The following is a 19,395-nucleotide window of genomic DNA, read 5'->3' as shown; positions in this document are numbered from 1 at the left end:
TTTGTACTGCCACATAAACTCAGGCGACTCGGGCCAGCGCCTGCGCAACGCATGCTAGGCACTAAGGCTGGGGAAGAAAGTCTTTCCAATGACAAACCACGTGCAGACCATCGCAATGTTGCGATCTGCTGCTTGGGCCCGCGGGTTGACGCAAGAGCAGCTTCAGCGCGTCGAGCTGGAAACGCAGGATCGTTTCTATTCGGCTGGTGAAATCGTCTGTCAGAAATCGAGCCCTGCCACGCATTGGATCGGTGTCGTCGAAGGCATGGTCAAGGTAGACGTTCTTTCGGCGGATGGCCGAAGCACCACATTGACCGGGGTATCCGATGGTGGTTGGCTCGGAGAAGGGTCTGTGCTGAAAGGAGAGCCGCGTCCTTACGGCGTCGTCGCGCTGCGAGACAGCCGCATCGCATTGATGCCGAGCCCGACCTTTCGCTACCTGGTCGCGAACAGCCTGGCCTTCTGCCATTTCATGATTGACCAGCTCAACGCAAGGCTGGGGCAGTTCATCGCTCAAGCGGAAGGCTATCGGATGCACGACATCAATTCGCGAGTCGCGCACTGCCTGGCCGAACTCTTCAACCCTCAGCTCAATCCCCAGACCAATCCGGTGCTGCAGATATCGCAGGAGGAGATCGGTCGCCTCGCGGGTATCTCCCGTCAGGTCGCTCATCGCGCCCTCCACGAACTTGAGGAAGCAGGCCTGCTGCACATCCGCTACGGCAGCATCGACGTGCTGAACGTGGATGGTCTTCGGCTGTACGCGCGCGAACACGCGATGTGAGGCGTCTGCGCTGTTTGATGGCCGGAACGGAAGGACGCGATTCAGGCAACGCCAGGTTCGCAGACGCCGTGACGCTTTCTTTCCAGTTCACTGAGTCGTGCTACTTCGACTTCAAGCAGGCGAATGCGAGATTCCAAGCCCGCTACATAGGACTCGTCCATGCCCTCAAGTGCCAGCTTCAGTTTTTGCCAGAAGCCTTGCACAGGTTTTTGGGTGGCACCGCGCTCATCGTTCATTTTCGTTCCCCAATTCGGTACACCAAAGGTCTTATCGGATAGCTACGGCGTCGACCCCGCTGGGTTGCCAGCCACCCCCCAGTGCTTTGAAGGCAACGACCGCGGCCCGGGCCGACTCGGTTTGTGCCTGCACTCGAGCATCTGAGGCGCGCAGCAGGTTCTCATCCGCCTGCAAGACTTCGATCAGGCTGACGACGCCTTTCTGGTAGGCCGCAAATGAAGCGCCTCGCGCGCGGCCGAGCGAGTCCACGCCCTGGGCAAGCACGCGAGCCTGCTCCTCGCGTTTGACCAGCGCCGAGAAGGCGTTCTCCACGTCTTCCGTCGCGCGCAGCACGGCCAGTCGATACGCCGCAAGCATCTCTGCGTCTTGCCCCTTGGCAAGGTCGATCTGCGCGTTGATGCGGCCGAAATCGAAAAGGCGCCAGCGCAGCCCCAGCACCCCGGCGGCCTGGCTGGCACCGCTGGTGAACAGGTTGCCGCTGGCGACCGACGTCGCGCTGCCGATCAGCCCACTCAGCGATACCTTGGGGTAGTACTCGGCAATGGCGACACCGATCCGGGCGTTCGACGCGGCAAGGCGACGCTCGGTTGCGATCAGGTCGGGCCGACGCCTGAGCAATTCGCCGGGCGACGCCGCAGCCGCGATCCTTGGGGCCACGGGGATTGCGCCGGCATCAGCCAGTTCCGCCCGGTGCGTACCCGGAGGCGAGCCCAGCATCACATCCAGCGCGTTCATGGCCGAATCCAGACCCGTCTCGAGGACGGGAACGGACGCCCGGACCTGCGCCAGCGCACCTTCGGCCTGCCGCACCTGAAGTTCGGCCGCCAGCCCTTTGCCGTAGAGCAGATTGACGATGGAGAGCAGCTCCTGCTGCGTGCGCACTTGATGGCGCGCCACGTCGAGGCGAGCCTGCAGCCCACGGATGGTGATGTAGGTGTCGGCGGTCTGCGCCGCAACACTCAGGCGGGTGGCTGCTGCACCGGCTTCCGACGCCTGGTACTCGGCTTGCGCTGCTTCCCGCCCGCGACGCAGGCCGCCAAACACGTCGAGTTCCCAGCTCGCGCTGAGCGTCGCTTCGTAGGAGCTGCCGTAGCGATCGAAATTCGGCCGCGAGTTCAGCACTTGTCCCAGCGGCGTTTCAACCGACTGGTAGGCCCGGGCTGCCTGCCCGCCGACGTTTCCGGAAGGCAGCAAGGCGGCGTTTGCCGCCCCCAGTCCCGCACGTGCCTGCGTGACACGGGCGGATGCCTGCGCAAGATCGAGGTTCTGCGCCAGTGCCAGGGTGACAAATCGGGCCAACTGCGGGTCGCCAAAGCCCGTCCACCATGCGAGCAGATCGGCGTTGGCGGCGGCGGGCCGTGCGTTGACGGCCGCTTGGCCCATGTACCGATCAGGCAGTGGCATGTCGGGTCGGACATAGTCCGGGCCGACGGCGCAGCCTGCGGTGAGGCTGGCAGCAATGAGTGTGACTAACAGGGTGCGTCTGAGCATGGACTTCTTCCGGAAGGAGAAAGAAAACGCCGTCGATGGCGCCGTCGATGGCGTGACTATAAGTCAAAATGGTCACTTGTTGTCGATTCTGGGGTGAAGCGCTAAGCTGTCGGCCATGAGCACTGCCACCATTTCTTCCGTTTCGGCGCGCGGCCCGGCCGATCACGAGGTGCGAGGCCAGATCGTTGCCGCAGCCACCGAGCACTTCAGCCGATACGGCTACGAAAAGACGACCGTCTCCGATCTCGCCAAGGCCATCGGGTTTTCCAAGGCCTACATCTACAAGTTCTTCGAGTCCAAGCAGGCCATCGGCGAAATGATCTGTGCAAACTGCCTGCGTGAGATTCACGCCGAAGTGCGGGCGGCGATCGACGGGGCAGATCGCCCTCCAGAGAAGCTGCGCCGGATGTTCAAGGCTGTGGTTGAGGCGAGCCTTCGCCTGTTTTCCGAAGATCGCAAGCTTTACGAAATCGCGATCTCCGCCGCCACCGAGCGCTGGCAGGCGGCGCTCACGCATGAGGCGCAGATTCGGCAATTGCTCCAGGACATCCTGCGCGAAGGCCGAGAAATGGGGGAGTTCGAGCGCAAGACGCCGTTGGACGAGACGGCCGCGGCCATCTACCTCGTCATGCACCCCTACATCAATCCGCTGCTCCTGCAGCACAGCTTCGACTACACGGCGGAAGCGCCGGCACAACTGTCCGGCCTGGTACTGCGCAGTTTGTCGCCATGAGATTTATTTGTTGTGACTATTGACTAGATTGGTCACTAGAATCAGAATGGAGATCCTGATCACTTCGTCACTGGGACCTCCATGCTTAGGCGCCGCCTTGCTATCTCTACAGTCATCTGCGCATTGCCCCTTGCGCTGGTCGCTTGCGGCGAAAAGGCGCCGCCTGACCCACGCACCCTGGCGCCTCAGGTGCGCGTCGCTACCGTCGAAGCGGCCAGCTCCGCATCGCGGAGCTTCACCGGCACCGTAGCCGCCCGAGTCCAAAGCGACTTGGGCTTTCGCGTCTCCGGTAAGGTGCTGGAGCGGCTGGTGGATGCGGGGCAGGCCGTCAAGCGCGGCCAGCCGCTCCTGCGCATCGACCCTGTCGACTTGAAGCTCGCGGCCCATGCCCAGCAGGAGGCGGTCGCTGCTGCGCGGGCGCGCTCGCAGCAGACGGCGGAAGACGAGGCCCGCTACCGCGACCTGCGCGGCACAGGCGCGATATCTGCGTCGGCCTACGACCAGATCAAGGCGGCGGCGGATGCCGCCAAAGCCCAGCTCCATGCCGCCGAGGCCCAAGCCGACGTGGCCCGCAATGCCAGCCGCTATGCGGAACTGGTGGCCGATGCCGACGGCGTTGTCATGGAAACGCTCGCCGAGCCGGGGCAGGTCGTCAATGCCGGCCAGGTCGTGGTGCGTGTGGCCCGCGCCGGAGCCCGCGAAGCGGTGGTCCAGCTGCCGGAAACCCTGCGTCCGGCGGTCGGCTCCGCCGGACAGGCCACGCTCTTCGGTAAGGAGGGCGTGACAGTATCGACCACGTTGCGCCAGCTCTCGGAGACCGCGGATCGGTTGACCCGCACCTTCGAGGCGCGATATGTGCTCAAGGGCGACCTCGCCAATGCACCACTGGGCGCGACGGTCACCATCCGGATTCCGGATGGACTTCCCTCCGCGCAAGGCGGGGTGCTGGTGCCGATCAGCTCGCTGTTCGACGCGGGCAAGGGGCCGGGCGTGTGGGTCATCAACGGAGAGCCGGCGAAGGTGAGCTGGCGCCCGGTCGCGGTCCAGCGACTGGATGACGACGTCGCGCGCATCGCTGGCCAGCTCAAGCAAGGCGACCGGATCGTCGCGCTGGGTGCGCACCTGTTGCGCGAAGGCGAATTGGTGCGCGTGGTCGGCCAGACCGCCGAGGTCACCGGAGGAGTCCGCCCGTGAGCGAAGGCCGTTTCAACCTGTCGGCGCTCGCCGTGCGCGAGCGCTCCGTCACCCTGTTCCTGATTGTGCTGATCTCGCTGGCCGGGTTGATCGCGTTCTTCAAGCTGGGCCGCGCGGAAGATCCGGCCTTCACGGTCAAGGTGATGAACATCATCACCGTCTGGCCCGGCGCTACCGCGCAGGAAATGCAGGACCAGGTCGCCGAGAAACTCGAAAAGCGAATGCAGGAGTTGCGCTACTACGATCGCACGGAGACCTACACCCGCCCCGGTCTGGCCTTCACCACCTTGACCTTGCTCGACAGCACGCCGCCGTCGGAAGTGCAGGAAGAGTTCTACCAGGCGCGCAAGAAGGCGGGCGACGAGGCCAGCAATCTGCCGTCGGGCGTGATCGGGCCGCTGATCAATGACGAGTACTCGGACACCACCTTCGGGCTGTACGCGCTGAAGGCCAAGGGCGAGCCGCAACGGGAGCTGGTGCGCGACGCGGAAACCATGCGCCAGCGGTTGCTGCACGTGCCGGGCGTGAAGAAGGTCAACATCATCGGCGAGCAGGCCGAACGCATCTTTGTCGAGTTCTCGCATGACCGCTTGGCAACGCTGGGGATCAGCCCACAGGAGGTGTTCGCCGCGCTCAACAACCAGAATGCGCTGACGCCGGCTGGCTCGATCGAAACCAAAGGCCCAGACGTGTTCATCCGCCTGGATGGCGCCTTCGACGAGTTGCAAAAAATCCGTGACACGCCCGTGGTGGCACAAGGCCGCACGCTCAAGCTGTCGGACATCGCCACGGTCAAACGCGGCTATGAAGACCCGGCCACCTTTCTGGTGCGCAACGGCGGCGAGCCGGCCTTGCTGCTGGGCGTGGTCATGCGCGATGGCTGGAACGGGCTGGATCTGGGCAAGGCGCTCGATACCGAGGTCACTGCGATCAACGCCGAGCAACCGCTGGGCCTGAGCCTGAGCAAGGTGACCGACCAGTCCGTCAACATCGCCTCGGCCGTTGACGAATTCATGATCAAGTTCTTTGTCGCACTGCTGGTGGTCATGGTGGTGTGCTTTGTCAGCATGGGCTGGCGCGTGGGCATGGTGGTGGCCGCGGCGGTGCCACTGACGCTGGCCGTGGTGTTCGTGGTGATGCTGGCAACCGGCAAGAACTTCGACCGCATCACGCTGGGCTCGCTGATTCTGGCGCTGGGCTTGCTGGTGGACGACGCCATCATCGCCATCGAAATGATGGTGGTGAAGATGGAGGAAGGCTACAGCCGCGTGGCCGCCTCCGCCTATGCCTGGAGCCACACGGCCGCGCCCATGCTGTCGGGCACGCTGGTCACCGCCGTCGGTTTCATGCCCAACGGTTTCGCCCGCTCCACCGCGGGCGAATACACCGGCAATATGTTCTGGATCGTCGGCATCGCACTGATCGCCTCATGGGTGGTCGCGGTGTTCTTCACGCCCTACCTGGGCGTGAAGATGCTGCCCGATCTCAAGAAGGTCGAAGGCGGCCACGACGCGATCTACAACACGCCGCGTTACAACCGTTTCCGCCAGGTGCTGGCGCGTGTCATCGACCGCAAGTGGCTGGTGGCCGCCTCGGTGGTCGCGCTCTTCGTGCTGTCCGTCCTGGGCATGGGCATCGTCAAGAAGCAGTTCTTCCCGATCTCCGACCGCCCCGAGGTGCTGGTCGAAGTGCAGATGCCCTATGGCACGTCGATCAATCAGACCAGCGCCGCCACCGCCAAGGTCGAAGCCTGGCTGGCCAAGCAGCCGGAAGCCAAGATCGTCACCGCGTACATCGGCCAGGGCGCACCGCGCTTCTACTTCTCGATGGGGCCTGAGCTGCCGGATCCGTCATTCGCCAAGATCGTGGTGCGCACCGACGACCAGGACGAGCGCGAGGCGTTGAAGCACCGCTTGCGGCAAACCATCGCCGAAGGCCTGGCGCCGGAGGCACGCCTGCGTGTCACCCAGCTCGTGTTTGGCCCGTACTCACCATTCCCCGTCGCCTACCGTGTCACCGGCCCAGACCCGGACAAGCTGCGCGGCATTGCCGCCGAGGTGGAGAAAGTCATGGCCGCCAGTCCGATGATGCGCACGGTCAACACCGACTGGGGCACGCGCACGCCCACGTTGCACTTCACCTTGCAGCAGGACCGCTTGCAGGCCGTGGGGCTGACCTCCAGCGCCGTCGCGCAGCAGTTGCAGTTCCTGTTCAGCGGCGTGCCCGTCACCGCCGTGCGCGAGGACATCCGCACCGTGCAGGTCGTGGCGCGTGCAGCCGGCGACGTGCGGCTCGACCCGGCGAAGATCGGCGACTTCACACTGGCCGGCGCCAACGGCCAACGCATTCCGCTGTCGCAAGTGGGCCAGATCGACGTGCGCATGGAAGACCCGATCATGCGCCGCCGTGATCGTGTACCGACCATCACCGTGCGCGGCGACATCGACGAGAACCTGCAACCGCCGGACGTCTCGACCGCCATCAGCCAGCATCTCCAGCCCCTGATCGCGAAGCTGCCCAGCGGCTACCGCATCGACCAGGCCGGCTCGATCGAAGAGTCCGGCAAGGCAACCGAGGCGATGCTGCCGATCTTCCCGATCATGCTGGCCGTCACCCTGCTCATCATCATCCTGCAGGTGCGTTCGATCGCCGCGATGATCATGGTCTTCCTGACCAGCCCGCTGGGCCTGATCGGCGTGGTGCCGACCCTGCTGCTGTTCCAGAAGCCCTTCGGCATCAATGCACTCGTCGGCCTGATCGCGCTGTCGGGCATCGTGATGCGCAACACGCTGATCCTGATCGGGCAGATTCATGAAAACGAAAAGCATGGACTGAATCCATTCCATGCCGTGATCGAAGCCACCGTGCAACGTGCACGCCCGGTGATCCTGACCGCGCTGGCCGCGATCCTCGCGTTCATTCCCCTCACCCACTCGGTGTTCTGGGGAACGCTGGCCTACACCCTGATCGGCGGCACGATCGCCGGTACGGTGCTGACGCTGGTGTTCCTGCCCGCCATGTACGCGATCTGGTTCCGCATCAGGCCAGCCTCGCCGTCGTCATCCCATCCCATCGCTCGTTAAGGAACTGCCATGTCCACCTCCAAGCAAGTCGTTCTCGTGACCGGCGTGTCGTCCGGCATCGGCCGCGCAACCGCCATCAAGTTCGTCGCGCAGGGCTGCCGCGTCTTCGGCAGCGTGCGCAACATCGCCAAGGCCCAGCCGATCCCGGGCGTTGAGCTTGTCGAAATGGATATCCGCGACGAAGCTTCGATTCAACAGGCCGTCGACGTCATCATCGCCCGAGCCCAGCGCATCGACGTGCTGGTCAACAGCGCCGGTGTAACCCTGCTCGGCGCGACCGAAGCAACCTCGATTGCCGAAGCGCAGACGCTGTTCGACACCAACCTCTTCGGCATCCTGCGCACCCTCAAGGCCGTGCTGCCGCACATGCGTGAGCAGCGCGCCGGCCGCATCGTCAACATCAGCTCGGTGCTGGGTTTTCTGCCGGCGCCGTACATGGCGCTGTATGCGGCGTCCAAGCACGCCGTCGAAGGCTTGTCCGAAACGCTGGATAACGAAGTGCGCCAGTTCGGCATCCGCGTGGCGCTGGTCGAACCGTCCTTCACCAAGACCAACCTGGACGCCAACGCACCGCAGACAACGGCCAGCATCGCCGATTACAGCAAAGAGCTGGGCATCGTCACCCAAGCCATCCAGAACGCTGTCCAGAAGGCGCCTGGCCCCGACGGTGTTGCCGACACCGTTGTCAATGCGGCATTGGGCAAATGGAAGATGCGCCACACGCCCAAGGGCGAGGCCTCGCTGCTGGCCAAGCTGCGCCGCTTCTTGCCTGCCGGCCCCGTCGAGAAAGGCCTGAGAAAGACGTTCGGCCTGGCCTGAGCCAACCCGTGCCATCACTTAGCGGCGATCACTCCATGCGCTCGGCTCCGGGAGATCAATTGCACCCAATAAGCGGAGTCGAGCCATGATCCACCCAGACGGCCACACCACCAGCGCCTTGCCGGCCCCCGGCGAACAGGCATCGCCAGGCTGCATGCCGCCTGCGGCCGCCTCTCCGTGGCCGGTCTTCTGGGTGGTCAGCGTCGCGGTGTTCCTCGTGTCGATGGATGGCACCATGCTGTTCGCGGCATTCAGCGCCTTGCGGGCAGGGTTTGCGCAAGCCACACCAGCAGACTTGTCCTGGGTGCTCAATGCGTACACCGTGGTCTATGCGGCGATACTGATTCCGGCCGGCGGATTGGCGGACAGGCACGGGCGCAAGAGGGTGTTCCTCGGAGGTGTCGCGCTGTTCGTGGCGGCCTCCGTTGCCTGCGGTCTGGCGGGCAGCGTGGAATGGCTGGTGGCGGCAAGAGTGCTGCAAGCCGTCGGGGCTGCCTTGCTCACTCCCGCATCGCTCTCGCTTGTGCTGGCCGCGTTCCCAACCACCAAGCGCGCAGTGGCCGTGAGTCTCTGGGGCGCGGTCGGGGGTCTGGCTGCGGCTGTAGGCCCCAGCCTGGGCTCATTCGTGATCGCATCGCTCGGTTGGCAGTGGGCGTTCTATCTGAACGTGCCCGTGGGCATTCTGGCGATCTGGCGCGGCGCGAGGCTGCTGACGGAGACGAAGCAGCAGACGAACGGGCGCCCATTGGATCTGGTGGGCATGTGCTTGCTGATCGCAGGCATCGGCGCCTTGGCACTGTCGATCGTGCAATCGGAGTCCCCGGCCTGGTCACGCCATGAGCTGCTGGGCGCGGCGTGCATCGGGGTGGCCTGCATCATCGGATTCATCGTTTGGGCGCGGTCGACCTTGACCCCGCTCGTGGATTTGCGCTTGTTCCGCCACCGCACATACCGGTACGTCAATCTCGCAACGTTGAGCTTCGGCATCGCGTTCTCGATGATGTTCTTCGCGTTCTTCTTCTACATGAGCGCGATCTGGAAGTACCCGCTGTCACTGGCCGGCTTGGCCATGATGCCCGGGCCGCTGACGGTGGTGCCGGTTGCCGCGCTGTCGGGCCGGGTGGCGAGCAGGCACGGGCATCGTCCGCTGCTGCTGGTTGGCTGCCTCATCTACGCAATCAGCGCCTTGTGGTTCCTGTTCGTGCCGGGCGTAGGGCCTGCCTACCTCACGCAATGGCTGCCTGGCATGTTGCTCAGTGGAATCGGCATCGGCATGGTGATGCCATCGCTGTCGGGTGCGGCTGTCAGTCGCCTGCCGGCAGACCACTACGCCGTGGGCGGTGCCGTCAACCAGGCCATACGACAGATCGGATCGGTCATGGGGGTTGCACTGACCGTCCTGTTCCTCGGCAGTCCCAGCTTGCAGCGCGCCGACTTCGATGCCGTCTATCTGTGCCATATCGGCTTGGCATTGCTCACCGCAGCCTTGTGTTTGCCGGTGAACACGTCGCCCGAAGCCATTGCCAAATCCCATGCCCTGGATGCGAGTCCAGAAGGCGCATAGGAATGGATCGTTCGTAGACCGTAAAGGAGAAAGTCATGGCAAACAATCAGGCATCACCTATTTGGGAACGCCAACAGGCAGGCGCCATGCAGCGTATGCGCGATAACGGCGGGTTGCCCGGCCTCGCTCGCATGGAGCAACTCGCGGGCAAGAGCGGGCGCGAGATTCTTGAGGCCATGATGTCCGGCGAACTGCCGTACCCGCCCATGAATGAAACCATGAACATGACGCTGCTGGAGGTTGGCGAGGGGTACGCGGTGTTTCAGGGCATTCCGCTGCTACAGCATTACAACCCGCTGGGAAGCGTGCATGGGGGGTGGTTTGCCGCGCTGCTGGACTCCGCGCTTGGTTGCGCAATACAGACCACGTTGCCGGCCGGGCGCTCCTACACGACAGCCGGACTAAACATCAACATCGTGCGGCCGGCTTCGCACAAGACCGGCCCGTTGCGAGCGACTGGCCGCTTGATCCATGGAGGTGGGCGTCTCGCTACGGCCGAAGCTCGCATCGAAGATGAGCAAGGCAAGCTGTACGCCCATGCAACGACAACCTGCTTTGTCTTCGACGTGTCAACCGCTGGTTGAAGGCCGGCCGGAACCACGGCGCCTACTCAGATTCGCAAGCCGGGAAGTTGCCCACAGCAGTGCTCGTCGTGAAGCGACGCACAGATGAAAAGAGCGGTGATGCGATGAGCACTCAAAATTCAAATCGAATCGTGGTGACAGAAACGGGCACCGTTGAGTCGCTGTTCGGCGGCGTCAATGCCAGTGTCCTATTCCGCCGGTGGAATCAATAACTGCATCGGGCACGACGTTGAAAGCCACGAAATGCCATGCTTCTGACCAAAGAAATCCAATCGGAAGTCTCGATTCGAAGACTGCGTAACTGCCATCTTTTTGATGGCATGGATGATCTGCGGCTTGGCGAGGTTGCGAGTCTATGCACCTGGCAACACTTGGAGCCAGGACAAACTGCCGCCGGCGGATCGAAAGAGACATTCTTCATTGTTTGCCAAGGACAGATGCGGATCTCCGCGCTGTCTCCGAATGGACGCGAGCTACTCATATCGGACTTTTCACAGGGCGGCCATTTCGGCGTTGTTCGCGTGATGGGTGCCAGTGCTGCTTCCCTGCAAGCCCAGGCGTTAGTTCCATCAGTGCTTGCGTGCTTGACGCGTGCCAACTTCGTGAAGCTGGTCAAGGAGGATTCTGTATTGGGAGGTTTTCTGCTGGAGGCGCAACAGGTAGCGACCGAGCAGTTGATAAGCCGCTTGGTTGAGCTTGGCACATTCAGAATTTCCGGGCGACTGTATAGCTACTTGCTGGAGTTGGCTGAGCAGGCCGGAATCGAGGATAACCGTTCGGTTCTTTCTCCTGCGCCGCGTCATCTTCAGTTGGCTGCACGGATCGCGGCCTCAAGGGAAGAGGTCAGTCGGGAAATGGCACGCCTGCGAAAGCAGGGCCTCATCACGTCCACACGTCGCGCATTGGTGCTCCATGATGTAGCCGAATTGGAGCAGCGACTGCATTCGCTTTAGCTGACGTGCATCGCGCTTACATGAGAAATGGACAGCCCTGCATCTTCAGACTGACTCTGTTCGTGGAGCCAAGTCGCACTTGAGTTGAGCGGTCTGGCGGGTATAGGAGCGCCACGGTACGAGGGCGCCAAGATATTTTCGGAGAAACGCACTCGCATCCGTGGCTGCATTCCGCGCGGATGCTCCGGCGTTGCAAGCGTAGGCGGCTTAATTGAGGCCAAGCCCCATTGGTGCGGGCTGCGTCGAGCCCGCGTAAGAAGGTGCTTATCGCGATCCGGCTGCGATGCCAGGGTTCTTAGCGAAGCTCCCCGTCGTGTACTCGGGCGGAATAATGCTGTTCACAAACGCACCGCGACCCAAGTTTTGCACCGGGTTGTTCGCGGCGGCTACGGCTTCCATATTCACCGATGCACGGTCACGACCGTTTTCCAGAGGCGCCATCGGGATAGCGGCTGCCGGCACGTTCTGGTTGGGGGCATATGCCGCTCTCACGGCCTGCTGGTACACATCAGTGCGGCTAAGGGCCGATACGGGAGCTTGCACGCCATGGTATTCCTCGGCCTGGACGCCAGTCACGGCGAGCAGAGACAGGACAGCGGCAGCGGCACACTTAGAGGTCTTCATTTTCAAATTCCTTCAATATACGTTGGGTTCGTGCATAGACGCGGGGCGGCATGCCGTTACCAGGCTCGTGCAGCATGCATTTCTCCACGCAAGAAAATTCTCTTTCTGGAACTCGAATGGTTCAGTGTGATTTCTCACCGGTGAACACGTTTAAGCATGTCGCTGACATGCCCGTCACCACGTAGCCCACGGGAGAGCCAACAGGCAGACGGATCGCGCGTGTGAAGGGCGAAGGCGGGAGTGCCGTACGCGCAGGCCATCACGATCTGCGTGATGTTCTGTATGCGGCAGTCGCAGGCACAAGGATCTGGCTATGTCTGCATTATTCTTGCTGTGTCGTAAGCGCGCGGTGAACCCGTCTTGACGACGGCGTGGATCAGGAAGCCGTGGTTGGCAACCAGCGATGCGGCAGCAGCTCTGCAATGCGGCTGGCCGGGTGCGTAGGAAGCCGCTCGAGAACATCCTTCAGGTACGCGTGCGGCTCGTGGCCGTTCAGACGCGCCGAGTGCACCAAGCTCATGACGGCCGCAGCTCGCTGGCCGGCGCGCAAGCTGCCGGCGAACAGCCAGTTCTGTCTTCCAAGCGCCAGTTCCGGTTCATTCTGCCCATGTCGGGCAAGAAGTTGAAGTCTTCTACCGGTGGCACGCGCTGTATGGCCGCCGACTGCGCCGCGTGTATAGCGAGCGCCGTGCCACGGGTGAACTCGTCCACGTAGAGGTTGCCCATGGCGTCGTCATTGCAGTCGCCGGCTGGATGTTGGACGCGGCCGTCTGTGCTGCCTTGACCCTGGGCCCGCCACGTGCATCGGCGCAGGCTCTCGCGGATCTGCACCACCTGCTGGTCGAGCACGGTTATCGGCGAAGCTTGCCCGGTGTTCATCACACCGTCTGTGAGGCCTCGCATGAAGACAAGGTTGAGTCTGGTTCCCTGGCCGCTTACGGATGCCCGACCCAGAACGCCTACGTCGAGAGCTTCAACGGCAAGTTCAGGGACGAGTGCTTGAACGAGCAATGGTTCGAGACGCTGGCGCAGGCCCGTCAGGAGATAACCCGCTGGCGACGCGACTACAACGAGGTGCGGCCCCACAGCCCACTGGGGCGCATCTCGCCGGCCAGCTTCGCTGCCTTGCATCGCCAACGCGCTGGTGATGCAAGGCAATCACCGGAGATCAAGTAGTCTCCACACCTTGGACTCGCTAACTAAACATTGGCACGTCTAAAGGGGGCAGGTCAGGTCGGCAATGACAATGGCAGCGGTTTATTGTGATTATTCCCAAAGCCCTCTGGGCAGCGGAAGCCCGTCGAGAACATCACTCGTCAGGCGCCTGCCCAGAGCAATGCCGTCCGACTCCGCCCACGAAATAATCTGACGGGTGTGTTGCGCCGAATGCCAAACTGACCGCTCGAGGAATACGTGCATCGGATGAACGCCGTAAAACATCTTCAGTTCTCGGGTGCAACTGCGATCGTCGAGATCGCGCCACCAGCCAGCCAGTTCCTTCTTCTGCCTTTCGGCGTACGCAAGAATTGCCGGGAGGTCGGTACCAGGTGGCGCGCTTTCCGTCGTCACCACCGACCAGTCCTCGATGCCGTTAACCACAGTCTGCAGGAAAGCATCCGGTACCTGAAAGATGTGGTTCGCGATGTCCCGGATGGAGCGCGGCCGGGCGGCCGGCCTCTCGTCCAAACGTGACTCGGGCACACGAGCGATGGTGTCCGTTGCAATGTCCAGGATCGTCATCCACCGGTCGACGAGTTCCGCGGGCGGCAAGCGTTCCGCCCTGTGTCCCACGCCGACAAACTTTGCGACGTCGTCAAGCGACTGGGCAAACACATAATCTTTGCCGCGCACAACGACGGGGATTGTTCGAACACCCAATGTCGCGAGAAACTTCATAGCTGCGGGATCTGCGGCCACATTCACCGAGGTGTAGCTGACTTCCTTGTCCGCAAGGAACTCCTTGACCCTGACGCAGCTAGAGCATCCAGGGGCCCAGAAAACCTTGACTTCTTCCATGATCAACTCCGTTCGTTTGTGAATGACAAACTTTAGAACGGCAGTGACGCAGTCGCTATTCAACTTCGATAAGGCCGCTTCAGTTAAGACGATCCCATCGCAGTGCGATAAGCAGCGAACGCGAACTAGCCGGTGCCGTAAGCAGTGGACCACCGATCCGAAAGCGTGAGCTCACCAGCGGCGGAAGATCAGTAGCGCCTCATGGTTGAAGGCCCGTGGCACAACCGACAGTTCCACCCGGTGATCGGGGGACAGACGGCATCATCAGCATGCCAATCTACAAAGCAGGCATGGTGAAGAGTGCTTCGATCTCCTGGGTCGCCGCGGCGACGGCCGCCTGCAGGCTCTTCAAGTGGCTGGGCGATGAGTACCGTGTGCAGGTGCCTGATAGCGAGAGTGCTCCCAACAACCTGTTGCGCGTGTCGAAGACGGGCGACGCAACCGCTGCGAGTTCCGGATCTCGCTCGCCCAGGCTTGTCTGCAACAGATCCGGGGAACCAGTGGGCCTGCCAGTTTCGAACTGGCGCATGACCCGACCACTGGCGCCTCGTTCCGTCGACAGGGTGTCGCCGACCTTCAGAACGTGGCTGACGGCCTGATTTCCGGAGGCGACTGCAACGCACAAACGCAGGTCGCCGTGAGGCACGAAAAAACTCGCGGTCTCTCCGGTGTCTTCTGCCAGGCGATTCAAGGTCGGCTGGACCACGGCCGCGATGCCTTGTGTCGCGTTGCCAGTGCGCTCGAGCACCGCGATGGCCGGTCCCAGCCGATAGCGCTCGTCCCCATCCTTCAGCACGAAAGAGTACTGCGCCAGCGAGCGCAGCAGGCGGGATGCGGTGGCTTTGTCCAGACCTGTAGCGCGGGCCACCTCGCTGAGCTTCTGGCCCTTGTCATAGCGCAATGCCATCAGCAGGCGAAGCCCTCGCTCCAGCGCATTGACGCGGAGCGCGGATGTCCCTGCCGGGGAGTCTTCTTTTGACATACAGCCTTTCCAACGCTAAAGTTGTTTCACTCAGCGATCATAAAGGATCATCAGATGAAACACAATGACGAAAACGACGACGCCCGACTGCCGCTGGCCGGGCTGAAAGTCCTGGACTTCGGCCATACGGTCATGGCTCCCACATGCGGCCTGATCCTGGCGGATCTTGGCGCGGAGGTCGTGCGCATCGAGCGCGTGGAAGGCGATCCGACGCGCAGTCTCAAGGGCTTCGGGTCGGGGTTCTTCGGCTATCTCAACCGCAACAAGGAAAGCGTTGCGATCGATCTCAAGAATCCGCTCTCGCGGCCCGCGCTCGAGCGCGCCTTGCAGTGGGCGGACGTCGTCATCGAGAACTTCGGACCCGAGGTGATGGAACGCCTGGGCTACGGGTATGCGCAAGCGAGCACCATCAATCCGCGGCTTGTCTACTGTTCTCTCAAGGGCTTTCTTCCGGGGCCGTATCAGGCAAGACCTGCGCTGGACGAAGTTGTGCAGATGATGGGCGGGCTGGCCTACATGACCGGCCCGGCCGGCCAGCCGATCCGCGCGGGAGCCTCCATCGTGGACATGACCGGAGGCATGTTCGGGGTCATCGGTATCACTGCGGCCCTGCGTGCCCGCGAAACAACCGGCCGGGGCGCGTTCATCACGAGCGCCCTGTATGAGACCACCGCGTTCCTGGTGGGGCAGCACATGGCCATGGCGCAGTTCGGCGACACGCCGGTCGTACCGATGCCGGCCAGGACCCAGGCCTGGTGCCTCTACGACCTCTGCCAATGCGCCGATGGCCAGATGTTCATCGGCATCACCAGTGATGCGCAGTGGAAGCGGTTCTGCATCGCATTCGGGCTCGAGGAGCTTCTGGACGATCCACGCCTGGCGGACAACACGAGCAGGACCCGCGAGCGGCCCTGGCTCCTTCCTCGCCTTAACGAAATGTTCGCAAAGCTCTCGATGGCAACCCTTGAGGCCCTTTGCAAGAAAGCCGAGATTCCTTTCGGGCCGGTCCGAACTCCCTTGGACCTGCTTGACGATGAGCATCTGCGCGCCAATGGTTCGCTTCTGGAGGTGACGGTCGGCGACCGGAGCGCCAGCGTACCGGCGATGCCCTTCCGCATCGATGGCCACTCCCCGGCGGTTCGGCTGCAGCCGCAAGACGTGGGTGCGCAGACGGCCAAATACCTTCGCGCCTGGGGTCTCACCGATGCGGAGGCGAATGACTTGTTCAGCCGGAACGCCGTCGCTGGACCTCATTAGCAGACAAGGTCGATCCAGTTCCCCACACAGCAAAAAAAGGAGACAACACTATGAGCCCACTGAACCGCCGCAGCTTTCTTGCAACTTCCGCACTCCTGTGCATTCCACAGCTTGGTTTCGCGAACGAGACCTACCCGAGCAAACCCATCCGCTTGACCACGCCGAACTCTGCCGGCTCCGGAGCGGATGGAATGGCGCGGCGACTTGGGGATCACTTGGGCAGGGCGCTGAAACAACCCGTGTTCGTCGAGAACCTTCCTGGAGCCGGTGGTTTGATGGGCAGCGAAAACTTGCTGCGCTCGGCGCCCGATGGCAGCACCATCGGCCTGATCAGCTCCAACTACGTCGTGTTTCCTCATCTGTACAGGAAGTTCGCTTTCGATGCTGTGAAGGACATGACGCCCGTCGCGGGTGTTGCCTCCACGCCCATGGTGCTGGTCGCGCGAGCGGACCTCCCGGCGAGCAACGTGAGCGAACTCAAGGCTTTGGCCCTGAAGAGTCCGGGCAAGCTGACGTTGGGATCTTCGGGCAACGGCACGATCCTGCATCTGATGGGCATGTACATGCAGGAAAAGGGGCAGTTCACACTCACCCACGTGCCGTACAAGGGCGTGGCCCCCGTCATCCCCGACCTAGTCAGCGGCACCATCGACGTCGCGTTCTTCTCTTATGCCAGTGTCGAGGGACTCGTGAAGCAGGGCCGGCTCAAGCTTCTCGGCGTCTCGAGCGCGAAGCGCTCACCCGCCATGCCCGAGGTGAAGACCCTTGATGAGGTCTTTCCGGGCTGCATTCTCGAAGCCTGGTATGCCGTCATCGGCCCCAAGGGCATGCCGCCGGAGATCACTCAGAAGCTCAACGAGAGCATTACCGCCATCGTGCAGTCCGAATCCTTCAAGGGGCAGATCGCATCGGAAGGCGCGGTGCCGATGCCAATGACGCCCGACGTGCTGATGGCGTTCATGAAGAGCGAATACACCAAGCATGGCGCGCTGGTGTCGCGCTCCGGTGCGGTCATCCAGTGAGAGTCTCGCCATGACTGCCGGCACTCTTTTCGAGAAGCTGTGGGATCAGCATCGCATCGCCGATCTGCCCGGCGGCGAAACCTTGATCCACATCGATCGCCATCTGCTTTACGAGATCACGAGCCCCCAAGCGTTTGACGGCCTGCAGCAGGCGGGCCGGCGCGTGAGGAACCCGGAACTGACTTTCGGGACCACAGATCACCTTGTTTCGACGCGGCGTAATCGCGGCGACGAGACTGTGGAAGGAGGGGCCTTGCTGATTCGCGCGTTTCGCTCCAGTACACGCGCCCACGGGATCCGGCACTTCGATGTGCAAGATGCCCAACAAGGGATCGCCCATGTCATCGCGCCGGAACTCGGCATCGTCTTGCCGGGCATGACGGTGGTTTGCGGTGACAGCCACACGGGCACCGTCGGCGCGTTGGGTGCGTGGGCCTGGGGCATCGGTACATCCGCCGTGGAGCAGGTACTCGCGACCCAGACTCTTGCTGTGCGCAAGCCGAAGACGATGCGTATCGTGGTCGATGGCGAGTTGGGTACCGGCGTGACCGCAAAAGACCTCATCCTTTACCTGATCGGGGAAATCGGCACGGCAGGCGCGACCGGCTATGCCCTCGAACTTGCGGGGCGAGCGATCTCCGCCATGCAAATGGAGGGGCGCTTCACCCTGTGCAATATGGGCGTGGAAGCTGGCGCTCGCACGACATTCATCGCGCCCGACGACATTGCGTTCGACTACATCCGGGGACGTGAGTACGCCCCCCAGGGCGAAGCTTTCGATCGTGCGGTATCGGCCTGGCGAATGTTGAGGACCGATGACGACGCGGTGTTCGACAGGGAAATTCGACTCGATGCGGGCGCTGCCGCTCCTCAGATCACCTGGGGCACCAGTCCGGAGCAGGTCATGGCCATCGATGCGATCGTGCCCGATCCTTCGCAGTTCGCGCAGGTCGAACAACGCAGCGCCGCCGAGCGCGCACTCTCCTACATGGGGCTGCAGGCAGGCGCATCCCTGCTCGGACTGAAAGTCGACGCCGTTTTCATCGGCTCTTGCACGAACAGCCGGCTGTCGGACCTGTTGGCTGCGGCTGAAATCGTACGTGGGCACAAGGTGGCTGATCATGTGAGGGCTTTGGTGGTGCCGGGCTCCATGACGGTCAAGAGCGAAGCAGAGGCGCAAGGCCTGCACCGCGTCTTTCTGGACGCCGGTTTCGAGTGGCGAGAGCCGGGATGCTCGATGTGTGCAGCAGTCAACGATGACTTCGTTCCACCTGGTGCACGTTGCGTCTCCACCTCGAACCGCAACTTCGAAGGGCGCCAGGGGCCGCGCGCGCGCACCCACCTGGGAAGCCCTGCCACGGCGGCTGCTGCAGCGATCACCGGCGTGATCACCGACGCTCGACGCAAGGGAGGCCGGTCATGAATCCATTTACTCAATGGCAAGGCATCGCCGCGCCGATGCCCAAGGCCAACGTGGACACCGACGCGATCATCGCGGTTCAGCATGTCTACACGCTGAAGAAATCGGGCTTGGGCGACTACCTGTTTCATCGGTGGCGGTTTGCGCCGGACGGATTGGAGATACAAGACTTCGTGCTGAATCGTGCACCGTTCCGAAGGGCGTCGATTCTTGTCGCCCGATCGAATTTCGGGTGCGGAAGCTCGCGCGAACATGCGGTCTGGGCACTGGCCGACTTCGGTATCCGCTGCATCGTCGCGCCGAGCTTCGCTTCGATCTTTCATGAGAACTGCATTCGAAATGGCGTCCTTCCCGTGAGATTGGACGAGGAGGTCGTCGACCGTCTTCTGAACATGCTCGAGCGCGATGAAAGCAAGGAAGTGGCAGTGGATCTCCAGGCATCCCGGATCATCCTGCCCGACGGGTCCGTGAATGCTTTCGTGCTTGACGAGGCTCAACGCGAGATCCTGCTCAAGGGGCTGGATTCCATCACCGTCGCGGAGCGGCACAAGGACGACATCGCAGCCTTCCAGCAGAGGGACCGTCAGGTGCGTCCGTGGATCTGGCGTTCGAACAGCTGACTCGTCGAAAGA

General features: G+C 62.6%; 17 protein-coding genes and 2 pseudogenes. 13 read left to right on the top strand and 6 right to left on the bottom strand.

The window, feature by feature from the left end; translation table 11 throughout:
- The first annotated feature begins 88 nt into the window (after positions 1–88).
- Positions 89–784 (top strand): Crp/Fnr family transcriptional regulator, encoded by a 696-nt coding sequence (locus BMY35_RS27785; protein WP_093206234.1) that lies wholly within the window; start codon positions 89–91, stop codon positions 782–784.
- Positions 785–825: 41 nt separating this feature from the next.
- On the opposite strand, the gene BMY35_RS37920 is transcribed toward BMY35_RS27785, so the two are convergent.
- Together BMY35_RS37920 and BMY35_RS27780 are read right to left on the bottom strand one after the other, a co-directional pair.
- The gene (locus BMY35_RS37920) at positions 826–1,020 is read right to left on the bottom strand and encodes a hypothetical protein (protein ID WP_143080756.1); all 195 of its coding nucleotides are present in this window, start codon (positions 1,018–1,020) and stop codon (positions 826–828) included.
- Positions 1,021–1,051: 31 nt separating this feature from the next.
- Entirely contained in the window at positions 1,052–2,512 is a 1,461-nt protein-coding gene (locus tag BMY35_RS27780) for an efflux transporter outer membrane subunit (RefSeq protein ID WP_093206233.1), read from the bottom strand.
- A gap of 115 nt (positions 2,513–2,627) precedes the next feature.
- Between BMY35_RS27780 and BMY35_RS27775 the strand changes: the two genes are divergently transcribed.
- From BMY35_RS27775 to BMY35_RS27745, 7 genes are all read left to right on the top strand, one after another.
- A complete protein-coding gene (locus BMY35_RS27775; protein ID WP_093206232.1) occupies positions 2,628–3,245 on the top strand; it encodes a TetR/AcrR family transcriptional regulator in 618 nt (205 codons plus the stop codon).
- An 81-nt stretch (positions 3,246–3,326) separates the two neighbouring features.
- The gene (locus BMY35_RS27770; protein WP_093206231.1) at positions 3,327–4,439 is read left to right on the top strand and encodes an efflux RND transporter periplasmic adaptor subunit; all 1,113 of its coding nucleotides are present in this window, start codon (positions 3,327–3,329) and stop codon (positions 4,437–4,439) included.
- Positions 4,436–7,522 (top strand): efflux RND transporter permease subunit, encoded by a 3,087-nt coding sequence (locus tag BMY35_RS27765; RefSeq protein ID WP_093206230.1) that lies wholly within the window; start codon positions 4,436–4,438, stop codon positions 7,520–7,522. Before BMY35_RS27770 ends, BMY35_RS27765 begins: the two co-directional genes overlap by 4 nt.
- 9 nt (positions 7,523–7,531) lie before the next feature.
- Positions 7,532–8,341 carry an oxidoreductase gene (locus BMY35_RS27760; RefSeq protein ID WP_093206229.1) on the top strand — a complete coding sequence of 270 codons (810 nt, stop codon included), beginning with the start codon at positions 7,532–7,534 and terminating at the stop codon, positions 8,339–8,341.
- An 85-nt stretch (positions 8,342–8,426) separates the two neighbouring features.
- Positions 8,427–9,905: a DHA2 family efflux MFS transporter permease subunit gene (locus BMY35_RS27755; RefSeq protein WP_093206228.1), complete on the top strand. Its 1,479-nt coding sequence runs from the start codon at positions 8,427–8,429 to the stop codon at positions 9,903–9,905.
- Between the two features lie 35 nt (positions 9,906–9,940).
- The gene (locus BMY35_RS27750; protein ID WP_093206227.1) at positions 9,941–10,489 is read left to right on the top strand and encodes a PaaI family thioesterase; all 549 of its coding nucleotides are present in this window, start codon (positions 9,941–9,943) and stop codon (positions 10,487–10,489) included.
- 248 nt (positions 10,490–10,737) lie between these two features.
- Positions 10,738–11,442 (top strand): Crp/Fnr family transcriptional regulator, encoded by a 705-nt coding sequence (locus tag BMY35_RS27745; protein WP_093206226.1) that lies wholly within the window; start codon positions 10,738–10,740, stop codon positions 11,440–11,442.
- Between the two features lie 264 nt (positions 11,443–11,706).
- On the opposite strand, the gene BMY35_RS27740 is transcribed toward BMY35_RS27745, so the two are convergent.
- A complete protein-coding gene (locus BMY35_RS27740) occupies positions 11,707–12,066 on the bottom strand; it encodes a hypothetical protein (RefSeq protein ID WP_093206225.1) in 360 nt (119 codons plus the stop codon).
- Positions 12,067–12,442: 376 nt separating this feature from the next.
- Positions 12,443–12,652 (bottom strand): annotated as a pseudogene (locus BMY35_RS27735) (transposase domain-containing protein); the annotation flags it as partial.
- Between the two features lie 353 nt (positions 12,653–13,005).
- Between BMY35_RS27735 and BMY35_RS27730 the strand changes: the two are divergent.
- Positions 13,006–13,242 (top strand): annotated as a pseudogene (locus tag BMY35_RS27730) (transposase); the annotation flags it as partial.
- Between the two features lie 90 nt (positions 13,243–13,332).
- On the opposite strand, the gene BMY35_RS27725 reads toward BMY35_RS27730, so the two are convergent.
- Positions 13,333–14,082: a glutaredoxin domain-containing protein gene (locus BMY35_RS27725; protein ID WP_143080755.1), complete on the bottom strand. Its 750-nt coding sequence runs from the start codon at positions 14,080–14,082 to the stop codon at positions 13,333–13,335.
- A 277-nt stretch (positions 14,083–14,359) separates the two neighbouring features.
- A complete protein-coding gene (locus BMY35_RS27720) occupies positions 14,360–15,064 on the bottom strand; it encodes an IclR family transcriptional regulator (protein WP_093206223.1) in 705 nt (234 codons plus the stop codon).
- A gap of 54 nt (positions 15,065–15,118) precedes the next feature.
- On the opposite strand from BMY35_RS27720, the gene BMY35_RS27715 reads away from it, so the two are divergent.
- From BMY35_RS27715 to leuD, 4 genes are read left to right on the top strand one after another with little or no spacing between them, the layout of a single operon-like run.
- Positions 15,119–16,321, top strand: a complete 1,203-nt coding sequence (locus BMY35_RS27715; RefSeq protein WP_093206222.1) for a CaiB/BaiF CoA transferase family protein — start codon at positions 15,119–15,121, stop codon at positions 16,319–16,321.
- Between the two features lie 50 nt (positions 16,322–16,371).
- Positions 16,372–17,343, top strand: coding sequence for a Bug family tripartite tricarboxylate transporter substrate binding protein (locus tag BMY35_RS27710; protein WP_093206221.1), 972 nt, complete (start codon positions 16,372–16,374; stop codon positions 17,341–17,343).
- 10 nt (positions 17,344–17,353) lie between these two features.
- On the top strand, positions 17,354–18,766 hold the full coding sequence (gene leuC, locus BMY35_RS27705; protein WP_093206280.1) for a 3-isopropylmalate dehydratase large subunit: 1,413 nt from the start codon (positions 17,354–17,356) through the stop codon (positions 18,764–18,766).
- Positions 18,763–19,383, top strand: coding sequence for a 3-isopropylmalate dehydratase small subunit (gene leuD / locus BMY35_RS27700; protein WP_093206220.1), 621 nt, complete (start codon positions 18,763–18,765; stop codon positions 19,381–19,383). Before leuC ends, leuD begins: the two co-directional genes overlap by 4 nt.
- Positions 19,384–19,395 lie beyond the last annotated feature (12 nt).

The sequence above is a fragment of the Variovorax sp. YR750 genome, assembly GCF_900109805.1.
Lineage (GTDB): Bacteria > Pseudomonadota > Gammaproteobacteria > Burkholderiales > Burkholderiaceae_C > Variovorax > Variovorax gossypii.
This window is presented reverse-complemented; position numbering and strand designations above follow the sequence as displayed.